Source organism: Paenibacillus sp. 32O-W (assembly GCF_007679495.1).
Classification (GTDB): domain Bacteria; phylum Bacillota; class Bacilli; order Paenibacillales; family NBRC-103111; genus Paenibacillus_L; species Paenibacillus_L residui.
Genome location: NZ_VEGP01000073.1, coordinates 1 through 11,755 on the forward strand (window position 1 = coordinate 1; position 11,755 = coordinate 11,755).

10 protein-coding genes and 1 other annotated feature are annotated in these 11,755 nt (G+C 52.4%); of the genes, 5 read left to right on the top strand and 5 right to left on the bottom strand.

The annotated features are described in order from the left end of the window. Positions 1-204: IS110 family transposase (locus FS806_RS21560; protein ID WP_144940733.1), on the bottom strand; the 204-nt coding region annotated here is incomplete at its 3' end. Positions 205-610: 406 nt separating this feature from the next. Here FS806_RS21560 and FS806_RS21565 point away from each other — a divergent pair. Both FS806_RS21565 and FS806_RS21570 read left to right on the top strand, forming a co-directional pair. Next, on the top strand, positions 611-2,476 hold the full coding sequence (locus FS806_RS21565; RefSeq protein ID WP_144940735.1) for an extracellular solute-binding protein: 1,866 nt from the start codon (positions 611-613) through the stop codon (positions 2,474-2,476). Between the two features lie 148 nt (positions 2,477-2,624). After that, on the top strand, positions 2,625-3,389 hold the full coding sequence (locus FS806_RS21570) for an alpha/beta fold hydrolase (protein ID WP_144940737.1): 765 nt from the start codon (positions 2,625-2,627) through the stop codon (positions 3,387-3,389). A gap of 45 nt (positions 3,390-3,434) precedes the next feature. Here FS806_RS21570 and FS806_RS21575 read toward each other — a convergent pair whose 3' ends face one another. Continuing rightward, positions 3,435-4,079 carry an SIMPL domain-containing protein gene (locus FS806_RS21575; RefSeq protein WP_144940799.1) on the bottom strand — a complete coding sequence of 215 codons (645 nt, stop codon included), beginning with the start codon at positions 4,077-4,079 and terminating at the stop codon, positions 3,435-3,437. A 241-nt stretch (positions 4,080-4,320) separates the two neighbouring features. On the opposite strand from FS806_RS21575, the gene FS806_RS21580 reads away from it, so the two are divergent. Further along, positions 4,321-4,893: a P-loop nucleotide/nucleoside kinase family protein gene (locus FS806_RS21580; protein WP_144940739.1), complete on the top strand. Its 573-nt coding sequence runs from the start codon at positions 4,321-4,323 to the stop codon at positions 4,891-4,893. A 256-nt stretch (positions 4,894-5,149) separates the two neighbouring features. Then, positions 5,150-6,073: an MsnO8 family LLM class oxidoreductase gene (locus FS806_RS21585; RefSeq protein WP_144940742.1), complete on the top strand. Its 924-nt coding sequence runs from the start codon at positions 5,150-5,152 to the stop codon at positions 6,071-6,073. Positions 6,074-6,109: 36 nt separating this feature from the next. Here FS806_RS21585 and FS806_RS21590 read toward each other — a convergent pair whose 3' ends face one another. Further along, positions 6,110-7,006, bottom strand: coding sequence for a TetR/AcrR family transcriptional regulator (locus FS806_RS21590; RefSeq protein WP_186328474.1), 897 nt, complete (start codon positions 7,004-7,006; stop codon positions 6,110-6,112). Between the two features lie 221 nt (positions 7,007-7,227). Further along, positions 7,228-7,468: a binding site (T-box leader), on the top strand. Between the two features lie 51 nt (positions 7,469-7,519). Between FS806_RS21590 and FS806_RS21595 the strand changes: the two genes are divergently transcribed. Next, positions 7,520-8,695 carry an aminotransferase class I/II-fold pyridoxal phosphate-dependent enzyme gene (locus tag FS806_RS21595; protein ID WP_144940748.1) on the top strand — a complete coding sequence of 392 codons (1,176 nt, stop codon included), beginning with the start codon at positions 7,520-7,522 and terminating at the stop codon, positions 8,693-8,695. A gap of 169 nt (positions 8,696-8,864) precedes the next feature. Here the strand turns inward: FS806_RS21595 and mgtE are convergent, their stop codons facing one another. Both mgtE and FS806_RS21605 read right to left on the bottom strand, forming a co-directional pair. Then, a complete protein-coding gene (gene mgtE, locus FS806_RS21600) occupies positions 8,865-10,223 on the bottom strand; it encodes a magnesium transporter (protein ID WP_144940752.1) in 1,359 nt (452 codons plus the stop codon). Between the two features lie 258 nt (positions 10,224-10,481). Then, positions 10,482-11,399 (bottom strand): phosphotransferase family protein, encoded by a 918-nt coding sequence (locus FS806_RS21605; RefSeq protein WP_144940755.1) that lies wholly within the window; start codon positions 11,397-11,399, stop codon positions 10,482-10,484. Between the last annotated feature and the right edge of the window lie 356 nt (positions 11,400-11,755).

The following is an 11,755-nucleotide window of genomic DNA, read 5'->3' on the forward strand; positions in this document are numbered from 1 at the left end:
GCTGTAGACGGATGTAGCTTCAAGGCCAATGTGGATTTCCGAAGCCGGTAGCTTGTCCGCTGCTGAAAGGATCCGGTCACGAAGATATTGGGCACCTTCAAGGTTGTTGTTCACCTGAAACGCCTCGAGCTTGTCGCCGTCCATGTTCATGAAGCAGGCTTCAAGTTGTTCTGCACTCACGTCAATTCCGACAAATAAACGCAAGTCGAATTCCTCCTTTCTGTAAGGGGTTCAGGGATTAGACTCTCCGGGATGCCTCCGGCGCACTCGCCGATCAATCACCCTCGCATATGAGAACTCGCTTCGATCCATGAGCTGCCCCAACGCTGCTACCGCCGGGCATGGGTTGCCGAAGGGAACAGCCAGCGGGTAAGAAGTTCGAACGAATACCGGAGAAACAGACTTTTGAAGTAGACAGAGCTACAGGAGGACGAAGAGTTGCCCCGAATGGACCCTAAGTTCCATTGTCCGGAGGCATTCCGGAAAGTCCAGTCCCAAATTTATTTTTCAAAGATCAACTGGAAATTTTGAAAGCGGCCGCCAGTCCCCTAGGGGACTGGAAGTAAACTCAAAACTGCCTTCAAGAAATACTATATGAGGAGGAACAGGTATGAGGAGAAAAAAACAACGGCGGAGAGCCGCGCTGGCCGTAACCGCAGCCACCACATTAATCAGCTCCGCAGCGGCATGGGCTGAGGCGGCGCCGGCAGCAGCGGAAGCCTATACGGGGAGCGGCCCGGCCGCACAGGGGACGGCGGATAAAATTCCCGGCTTCCATCTGACATTCGAAGGCGTCATGGTGAATTTGTCGAATCCTCCGGTGCTGGTGGGCGATACGATGATGGTTCCGGCCCGGGCTCTGCTGGAGGGGCTCGGATATCGGCTGGAATGGGACGACGCCGAGGCCGCTTTGACGGCCAGCCGCCCGGCAGGCCCGACGCTTAAGTATTGGGTAGGTCGCCAGGAGGCGGTGAGAGAAGGAAGTACGGTGTACACCCTTCCGGAAGCCCCTTACCTGGACGAAGGACTGCTCTGGATTCCTCTTCGTCCGGCGGTGGAGATGAGCGGGCTGGAGGTGCTGTGGAATGCTGCGGACCGATCGGTGACGGTCAGAGATCCGGATACCCGGATAGCCTTCAGCGTGGGGACCCGGGCGGACAGCGGGGGATACGGCACGCCGGAACGTTTGCTCGATTATATGAAGCGGGAGATGAGGACAGATATCCGCTTCACCTTAATCCCGCCCGATCATTACAGGGAGAAGGTGAACCTGATGATTGCCGCCGGCGATCCGACCGATTTGATGCTGATCGCGAGGCCGTATGATTATGATGATGAGCTGTTTCGCTCGATCGCTTCCGATCTTACGGATTTGCTGGAGGACTTCCCGAGGCTTCGGGCGCTGGCCGAGAGCGAATCGCACTCTGTTCGTACGATAGACGGCCGGTTATATGGCATCCCTCGGCCATTCGACTCCCAGAATGCCGCTTTCCCGGTCATTCGCCAGGATTGGCTGGACAGGCTCGGTTTAGCCACTCCGAGAACGATGGATCAGCTATATGAGGTGCTTTGGAAATTTGCCAAAACCGATCCCGACGGTGACGGAAAGGACAACACCGTTGGTCTGACAGGTCGGTTGACCGTTAACGGACTTGGTTCCTTCACCTGGGTGGAGCAGGTCTATACCGGGAGCCCGGCTCGTTTTGCCGTGAAGAATGGAGAGGTGCTGGATGCAGCGGCGGAAGCCGGCGAGCGGCGGGCGCTGGGCTGGCTCGCCCGTGCTTATGAGAATGGAGTGCTGGATCCGGAGGCTCCCATTGTAAAGGATGAGCATGTCACCGAGCGATTGCTGCAGAACCGGGCCGGAGCAGCGGCTTTGACGCTCGATCAGGCGGCCGCGCTAATGGCGGATTCGGACCTTACGGACAAGTGGGCTCCGATTTGGGTTCCACTGCCTTCCCTTGGAACCGAGACGACGGAGCCGGTCGCTCCATGGAATGCGGAAGGTTCGGGCACATATATTATTCCGCGCACGGTTCCTCATGACAAGGCCATGAAAATTTTGGAGTGGCTGGATCAAGGATTAGCCATGCAGCAATCCGGGGAATGGGAACGAGTCCCCGGAATGGAAGAAGCAGACCGCTCCGCGGTTGCGAATTTGTTCGGAAGCACAGATCTGCTGCAGTCCTTCGGAAGCCCGGTCCAACAGCTTCCCGATGCCGTCCGACAACGGTATGAGGAAACGGTTGCCGATTGGCGCCAAGCTTCATATGAACGGAAAACGCTGCCCGAAGTCGACCGTGTACTTCGCAACAAGGAGTATATCCAAATGAATGAAGAGCTGGAGAAGCTGAAGGTTCATGTCATCATCGGAAAGGCGACGCTTGAAGATTGGGACCGTCACATCGAAGAAATGAAGAAATCCGACACCTATCGGCGGATGATGGCCGAGCTCCAGGCGCTGCTGTCTGAATGAGGAAGAGTTAGGGGGCGTCTGAGAGGACGCCTCTTCTTTCTGCTTAGAAAATCATTCTGTTATATCAATCAGCCAGCCGGCCTTGCATTCTGCGCTGTCCGGGATGTCTATATGGTAAAATGAACAAAAAGGCGAGGAGGCCGGAGAGATGTTTGTGAAGGAAGAGGGGAGCCGGGATTCTCCCATGCTTGTATTGATCCATGGCGGAGGAGTCAGCGGCTGGATGTGGGGCCGGCAGGTGGATTATTTTCAAAATTGTTATCGGGTGGTCCCCGATCTTCCCGGCCATGGAAAGAGCAGAGACATCCCGTTTCAATCGATTAACGATACAGCCCGACAGATCATAGAAATCATTCAAAATAAAAGAAACGGTCGGGAGGTGACTCTTGCCGGCTTCTCTCTCGGGGCGCAAATAGCGGTTGAGGTCCTTAGTTTGCAGCCCGAAATTGCCGATTATGCGGTGATTAACAGTGCGCTTGTCATTCCGATGAAGTCTATTCGTCCCTTCCTTAGACCCATGACTAAACTATCGATGCCGCTCGCCAAAAACAGAAGATTCGCCAAGCTCCAGGCCAAAGCACTGTATGTAGGCGAAGAGCAATTTGAAGCGTATTATAAGGAATCCAGCAGCATGAGCACGGACACTCTTCTTCGCATTCTTGAGGAAAACATGTCCTACCGAATTCCGCCGGGCTTCGGGCAGAGCCGTGCCAAGACGCTCATCTTGGCCGGAGGAAGGGAGAAAAAAGCGATTCTCCAATCCGCCGCTGCCCTGGCCGAAAGGAACGATTCCTGCGCGGCTTATACCGTTCCTGGAATCGGACACGGCATTTCTCTTGCCGCCCCCGGTCTGTTCAATCAAATTTTGGAAGCCTGGATGACGGACACGGACTTGCCGGAGGGAGCCCGCTAGCTGAATGGACAAAGAGGGGCGCGCAGCGATCACTGATCCGGTGCCTCAAGCGAATGAATACCACACTCTAACCGATGCCCGGACCGTCAACTCTCCAGGCTGGATGGGAGTGGCCGCACTTTCCGCGAGCATGGGGGCTTGATAGAAGAGAGGTTCAATGGAGCGCGAGAGCTCCTGAACTTTACCGGGTACTGCGGCAAGGGAGACCCCCAGTGCACGGGCCAGTGCCGCCGCCTTGCGCCGGGCGTCGCGAACGGCCAACGAAAGAGCCTCGTTACTGTACCTTTCGGAATGAGCTAGGGTGAATCGGATGCCGGTGACGATGTTGGCTCCATGAGCTACGGCAGTGTCAACAATAGCTCCTGTTTGCTCCACTTTCCCGGTACTGATTTGCAGAAGATGGGTCATTTTATACCCCCGAAAGACGGACTGGCCCTCCGGATAATCGTATTGGGCTTCAATCCGGTAATCGGACGTCTGGATTTTCTGCTGGGGAATTTGGAGCTGCTGCAGGGCCTGGATGATGTTCGTTACTCTACCGGCATTCTCGGACTGGACCGTCTGCAGGACGGGGCCTTCCGATACGGCCCCCAACACGATCAAGGCCTGATCGGGAGGAGCCTGCAGCGCTCCTTCCCCCAGCACTTCGATTACGGACGAGGACGGAGTGCGGAACGAGAACTTGTTCATTGGATAACCATACATGGCCGGACTCCTTTCTTATCAGAATAGAAAGCTTAGGGCGAGAGGAGAATGTACCTTAAATGTATGGGAAACTGGCCGGGAAGATTCTTGCCGAGACATAGTTCAACGAAATTTCCGGCCATTTGAAACAGGCAGCTCCGTCTGGACTCCCACAAAACCAATCGTATAATGTTTGGTTTAGCGATGCAGTTGGAAAAAAAATCCACCATGGTATGAGGATAACCGCATGAAAGACGATCGTATTGCCCCGCCTGAAGCGTTGGAGCAGGGGATTTTTCTGATAAGCGGAATAATGGCTTCCGGCAAATCCACCGTCGCCCAACAGCTCGCCGAACGCTTTGCCAGAGGGGTCCATCTCCGGGGGGATACCTTCCGTCGAATGATCGTTTCCGGGCGGGAAGAGATGCTGCCGGACGCCACGGAAGAAGCGGTGAATCAACTGAATTTGCGCTACCGAATTGCCGCCTCCGCCGCGGACGAATATTGCAGGGCCGGCTTCGCCGTTGTCGTGCAAGATGTTATCGTGGGCCCAAGCCTGGAACGGTTTGTGGATTGGATCCAGAGCCGTCCTTTATTCGTCATTGTTTTGAATCCGAATTTGGAAACGGTAGCCCGTAGAGAAGCGGCTCGCCCCAAGAAAGGCTATGGCCCTGGCTCCTGGACTATTACCGGACTGAATGATGTGCTCGTCAAAGAAACCCCGCGAATCGGATGGTGGCTGGATAGCTCGGATCTGACGCCGGAGGAAACGGTGAATGAGATTCTGGAAAAGGCGTGGACTCATGCCCGGATCAAGTAACGATAACGGCCAGGAAACCTTAAACCGCAAGAGGCATAAAGCAGGTTACGCTGGTCAGCATCGAATTAGTCAGGTTAAACATTTATATAATTAATAATTAATGTCATTAAATAATGGTGAATATCCCGCGCCATATTCCGCAAATGAGGAGTTCCTTTCAGACTGTGATAAAATGGGGTTAGCAAGTTTTTCGCGCATTGGCATGGACAAGTTTATCCCAATGATCACATCCATCCGCAGAAAGAAGTGAGTGATAGTGAAGCTAAGTGTACTGGATCTGGTTCCTGTCCTGGGAGACGCCGATTCGGCAACGGCTCTGAAACAGGCGGCCGAGCTTGCAGGAACGGCGGAACAGCTAGGGTATCATCGTTACTGGGCGGCGGAGCATCATGATCTCCCCCATTTGGCCTGCCCGGCGCCCGAAGTGCTGCTGGCCTATATTGGAGCGCGGACACATCGGATTCGCCTCGGATCGGGAGCGCTTCTGCTGCCGCATTATTCGCCGATGAAAGTGGCGGAGACCTTCCGGCTTCTGGCCGCATTGTGCCCCGGACGGATAGACCTGGGAATCGGCCGGGCGCCCGGGGGATCGGCTCATGTGAGCATCGCCTTGAGCGGCAATTTTCTGGAAAATGTCAGAAAGATGCCGGAAACGCTCGAGGCTCTGGCCGAGCTGCTGACGGACCGCTATCGGTTGGACGGGCAATCGGTTACCGCACGCCCGATTCCGCCTTCTCCGCCGGAAATATGGATGCTTGGCACGAACCACCGCAGCGCTGCCTATGCATCCAAGCTCGGAGCCGGATATGTATTCGGTCATTTCATGAGCGATCGGGATGGGGAAGAAGTATTGTCTACCTACAGGAAGGAGTTCCAGCCGTCTTCTCTTACCCCGGAACCTCGCGCGATGGCAGCCGTCAGCATAATCTGTGCGGAAACCGAGGAGAAGGCTTATCGGCTGGCGGCTCAAGGGAGAGCCCGGTTTGAGCCTAAAGAGTTGCCCAAGGATGGGGCTGCCCGGGAACATCAAGCATTAATCGGAACGCCTGAGCAAGTGAAGGCGGGGCTGCTGCAGTATCGGGACCGATACCGGGTAGAGGAATTTCTTGTCGTCACGCTGACAGGGGACTACGAAAGCCGTCTGCATTCCTACAAGCTGTTGGCGGAGGCCTGTCTTTAATCCATTGACAGGTACTTATACGATGGCCGACTTATTTCACAGTCCATGAACTTGATTAATCCATTGCACCAATGGTTTGATTGGTTCCCGGACCGCCTCCAGATGCTGAAGATTGGCCAGCATTCCGCGAAGAACGACCCGCCGGGGCCGGCTTGCCAACAGCTCCTGTTCCAGGATACTCAGGGAGTCCAGGGCATCCTGGCGTTCCTCAGGGTCAATCTGCGCATTAGCGAGATCATTGCGCAAATTCTGTATAAGAAGAAGGGGAGCGCAGGCTCCGTCTTTATACAGTGCCTCGAAAATCTGCGGCCAGTTGCTTTCTGAAATCAGGGGTTCAGGTAAGTCTTGGAGCATGCCCCTGGCAACATAATCAACGCTGTTCAGAATATAACGGCTGATTTGATCGACCTTCAGCTCAATATTAGCCAACACCTTAAGCCCCATCAGGGTGGAGATTATCCCCCCCATGAGTACCGAAGCATCCAGCGCATAGCGGGCAAAGGATTCCCCATAAACCTCGAATAAGGATTCGCGCAGCTCTTTAATCGTTTTGGTATGGACCTCGCGCAAAAATTGCTTGATCTTCTCGTTCGTAAAGCCGGGATTTTCCCGCACCTGGAGAGTGACGAATTCGGGGTAATCGAGCCACATCATTAAATGAACCTCGATTTTTTTGAGCAGCCGTTCCTGTGGGGCCAGCCGCGTATCCCGCTCAATCCACTGCATTCGTTCGTCACTGAGTCTGTAGTAGTACTTGTAAATGTCCATCAACAGTTCTTCCTTGGAGGAAAAATGCAAATAAATGCTTCCCTTGGACATGCTGCAGTACTGGGCAATTTCCTGCATCGTCGTTTGTAAATATCCTTGTGTTGCGAAAAGCTTCATCGCAGATACAAGAATCTGCTGCTTCTTATCCGGCGCTTTGTCCCGCACGGTGTCCATCCCCTTCGAAAGAGATCCGTTCTGTGGCTTGGTTTGAACCCATAGTAACCGAGCATCTGCCGGATTGTCAAACGCCCTGTCCCGCCAATCGTTTGTTCAATCTCCGATAATGACTTCGTTTCGGCTTTCGTACGTGTATTTTTTGAAAAATATGTCTTGCAATATGAACGGCCCCTAATTATAATGGGGAACATATCAATCGATCGCATATTTCAAATTCGATGAAGAGAAAGAGTAAGTTAACGATCCGATCCTGCAGAGAGTTGGGGGAGCTGAGAACCAACGTTCGGATATTAGCTGAAAGCCGTCTCCGAGAAGCAGGCCGAAAGTGAAGTAAGCTCTGCCGCAGGTCCAGCGTTACAGGGAACGCGTATTGATGGATACGTTGCAGAGTGTCATGACGTTTTGTTGTGAAACTAGGGTGGTAACACGGGTATTTCGCTCGTCCCTTGACAGGGGCGGGCTTTTTTATTTTTCTTGAAAATTCTTAAGGAGGAGCGTCCCATGACAAATCGATCCATGAACGAATATTTATCCCCGGCTGTTCGGAGTATTCCTCCTTCAGCCATCCGCAAATTTTTTGATTTGGTTGAGGGCAGCAAGGATGTCATTTCGCTCGGTGTAGGGGAGCCGGATTTCGTCACCCCGGCGCTAGTTAGGGAGGAGTGCGTGCGGGCATTGGAAAGGGGAAGAACAACCTACACTCCGAACGCCGGACTGCCGGAGCTCAGGGAAGAGATTGCCAATTACTTGTATAACCAATTCCAGGTCAAATACGAGCCGGCCAATGAGGTGCTGGTGACGGTCGGCGGTAGTGAAGCGATCGATCTGGCGCTGAGGGCATTGGTGACGGAAGGCGATGAAATCTTGATTCCGGTCCCTTGCTACATTTCGTATTCGCCGATTACTTCACTCGGAGGAGGCGTTCCTGTTGAGATAGAGACCTTTGCCAAGGATGGCTTCAAGCTTACGGCCGAGGGGCTGAAGAGCAAAATCACTCCTCGCTCCAAGGTACTGGTCGTCTGCTATCCGAACAACCCGACCGGAGGAATAATGACTTATGAAGATTGGCTGCCAATCGCGAAAATCGTTGAAGAGCACGATCTGATCGTCATTTCGGATGAAATTTACGCCGAACTGACTTATGACAACAAGCATGTCAGCTTCGCATCCCTGCCGGGAATGAAGGATAGAACCCTTCTGGTCAGCGGATTCTCCAAGGCCTTCGCCATGACCGGCTGGAGAATGGGGTATGTCTGCGGCCATCCGGAGCTTATCGCCGCTATGACGAAAATTCATCAATACACGATAATGTGCGCCCCGATTTTGGGACAGATCGCGGCCATAGAATCATTGCGGAACGGTCTTGAGGAAAAGGATCGCATGATGGAATCGTACAATCGGCGGCGAAGAATGATCGTTCAAGGGCTGCGGGAGATCGGATTGCCTTGTCACGAGCCGAACGGGGCGTTCTACGCCTTTCCGTCCATAGCAGAAACGGGGCTCAGCTCCGAGGAATTCGCCCATCGTCTGCTCGCCGAGGCCAAGGTCGTTACGGTACCCGGCTCTGCGTTCGGTCTAGGCGGGGAAGGCTTCATCCGCTGTTCCTATGCCACTTCCGTCATTCAGCTTCAGGAAGCCTTGACGAGAATGGAACGCTTTATCCGAGCCATCCGGTGACAAATTAACTCATAGTTTTCGAGCGGAAAGTGAGGACAGCGCAGACAACAAACCGTCCGGATATAATTCCCCGGACGGTTATTGCCGCAATTAATAAGACTTCGCCAACACTGTTTTATGTGGAATGATAAAAGTCCCCGGCTGTATAACAGCCCGTAAAAAGTACGTCTCACATTAAATAGCTGATAAACATCGAAGCCGTGCCAAAATAGACGGTTAACGAAAAAATATCGTTCAAAGTTGTAATAAGTGGCCCCGAGGCGACCGCCGGATCTACCTTGCAGCGATAGAGAATGAGTGGGATCACCGTGCCGGCCAGTGTTCCGATAATCAATGTCAGGAACAGGGAGCTTCCCACGACCAAGCCGAGAATGGGGCTGCCCTGCCAGAAATAAGCGATTCCGGCAATTAACAGTCCGCAGGTCGTTCCGATTATGAGACCGACTCCGAATTCACGGGAAATCAGCTTGATAACGGCTCGCCGATCCAAATCCTGAGAAGCCAGACCACGCACTACGACAGCGAGCGATTGGGTTCCGGTATTCCCCGTCATTCCGGCAATCATGGGCATGAAGAAGGCGAGAGCGACTACCTTCTGCAATGTTTCCTCGAATCCGCTTATAATACTGCCCGATACCAATCCGAGGAAGAGCAGCAGAATGAGCCACGGCAGCCTGCGGATTGAAGCGGTTATCGCCCCGGTATCGAAATCGATCGTTTTACCGGAAGCTGCGAATTTGCCTAAATCCTCGTTGGCTTCCTGGATAAAAACGTCAATGACATCGTCAACCGTTACGATTCCTACAAGGCGCTCCTCGTCATCCACGACCGGAACGGAAATAAAGTCATAACGCTCGATGAGCCGGGCGACTTCTTCCTGGTCGGCATGAACGTTGACCGAGATAACTCTGGTGAACATGATATCGTCTATTTTTTGGTCGATGTCCGAAAGCAACAAATCCCGGTACGAAACGACGCCGACTAATTTTTTCTGACTGTCCAGGACGTACAGATAGTATAGGTTTTCGGCCAATTCGGCGAAAATTTTCAGCTTGCCGATCGCTTCCCGCACCGTAAAATGCTTCTGAATCCAAACATAACGGTTTGTCATAATTCCTCCGGCCGTTTCCGGAGGATATTTCATCAGATTTTTAACGGACTGCTGTTCTTCTTCCTTCATGACGGCGAGGATTTCCTCGATTTTATCTACGGACAATTGGCCCAGCAAGTCCGCCAGATCGTCATTTTGCATCAAATCCATAACGGTTGGCAGCTTGTCGACTCCGAGTTTTTGTAAAATTTCAATTTGTGCCTTGGCATCCAGCTCTTGAATAAGTGCGGCAATTTGCTCGGGAGTCAGGAAGAGCAGAAATTTGGTATGATGCTTGTCAGGAAGATTTTTATAAAGAACAGACAAGTCATAGGGCTGCAGTTCGTCGATAACCGTTTGGAACGTCTCGCGGTTTTGTTCTTTCAAGTGCTTGATAATAAGCAGGGTAAGTTGGTCTTCAGTCATTTGCATAACCATGGCTACACCTCTTTTCGATATATCTGTAACGGATCGGACCTGTTCTAACGGAGGATTCCACCACGGCAACACAGCTCCAGAACGCACAATGCGACGCCCGATGGCGGCCATCGGACGCAATGAGATAAGGATGTGTAAAATTGGATGTTCATCCTCATTATTCCACGCAGATCTTGGAATTATTTATCCCGGAACGGGCAATAGGAAGCGAATGACGAAGTAAGAAGAGGGGGAGAGGGAGGAGGCTATTCAGAGCAATCAACCAGGATTTAGTTCCAATGAATGAAGAAGCTGTGAAAGCTTAGTCCGATTTTCTTCACCTGTCCCACCATATTCTGCACTTCGTGCGGTAAACGATTCTAAATAAAATAACAGCTTGCAAAAAGAACGCTTCAGGGCGAATGACGTATCCAGGGTCTGTACTTGGGTGTACCCTTTATAAAAAGGCGATAGGCTTCCCGGGCAGTCGGATTCCAGTCGATCCTCCGTTCGAAAATCGAAGACGGGGTCTCCTGAATGGGCGAATTCGAAACCAATCCATCCCGTAATCCATCCATTATGCTGCCACAGCTGCCCCATATGAAAATGGCCATGAAGGAAGGAAGCCGTCTTCACCCGTTCAAATAGGGGGCGCAGGTGATCCAGCACCGCTTTGATTCGGGCAACGGTCGACTTCTCTATAGCATCGGCATTAATCGCCCGTCGAGCTATTCGGCGAAACTGATCCTGAATGTATCGGTAACCGTCAGACAGACCATTAATCTGTCTGGAAGTGAAGCCCGGCAGAGAATGACCATGCAGTATGGCGAGATGCCTGCCTGCTTCCATGGCCAGCCGCTCCCGGTCTTGCATTTCCAGACCTGGCCAGCTTTCGCTTACCGGGGATCCGGGCGGGCATATCGTTATCAGAAAGCTGCGGGGAATCACCTGGCGGCTTTCGTCATAGAGCACCATTTCGGGCACCGGCAAAGACGAGGCCAGGATCCGATAAGCTTCCGCTTCCGAGCGTAAACCGTTCACTGCCGAGTCCCCTGCAGAAAGATGAACTATATGGCTGCCGTTAACGACAAACCTTTGATTCCCCTGACAGGGCAGCGGAATCAACTGCTGGATTTCGCCCAATTGATGTTCCTGCCATATTAGCTGTATCTCCGCTTCCGCATTTCCCGAATCCATGGCTATCCCCTCGCTTTCTCATTAAATCGTGTCGTTGGACACAATTCAGTTGTTAAAATTAAATACACTTATTTCGCGCCGAAGCCGTAAAATATGACGGAATAAGAGTCAAAATACACTTATTTCCTGTCACAAACCTCGAATGTAACGAAATAAGAGTACAGACGCATTTATTGAGCCTCGGAAGCCACAAATGGTTAGAAATAAAAGTATAAATGCATTAATTTCCTTCCGAAAGCCTCATATGCGCATCAAAAGCAACCTCTAAAGAAGAATTCGACGACATCTTTGGGTTTTCTTCAATAGGAAGCTTTTTATACGATGCAAGCTTGGACTGCCCTGTGCACAGGCCCGGC

Excerpts from the sequence above, each read along its gene's own strand:
- FS806_RS21565 (WP_144940735.1), top strand. The coding sequence starts at position 611 with ATGAGGAGAAAAAAACAACGGCGGAGAGCCGCGCTGGCCGTAACCGCA.
- FS806_RS21570 (WP_144940737.1), top strand. The coding sequence starts at position 2,625 with ATGTTTGTGAAGGAAGAGGGGAGCCGGGATTCTCCCATGCTTGTATTG.
- FS806_RS21575 (WP_144940799.1), bottom strand. The coding sequence starts at position 4,079 with ATGAACAAGTTCTCGTTCCGCACTCCGTCCTCGTCCGTAATCGAAGTG.
- FS806_RS21580 (WP_144940739.1), top strand. The coding sequence starts at position 4,321 with ATGAAAGACGATCGTATTGCCCCGCCTGAAGCGTTGGAGCAGGGGATT.
- FS806_RS21595 (WP_144940748.1), top strand. The coding sequence starts at position 7,520 with ATGACAAATCGATCCATGAACGAATATTTATCCCCGGCTGTTCGGAGT.
- mgtE (WP_144940752.1), bottom strand. The coding sequence starts at position 10,223 with ATGGTTATGCAAATGACTGAAGACCAACTTACCCTGCTTATTATCAAG.
- FS806_RS21605 (WP_144940755.1), bottom strand. The coding sequence starts at position 11,399 with ATGGATTCGGGAAATGCGGAAGCGGAGATACAGCTAATATGGCAGGAA.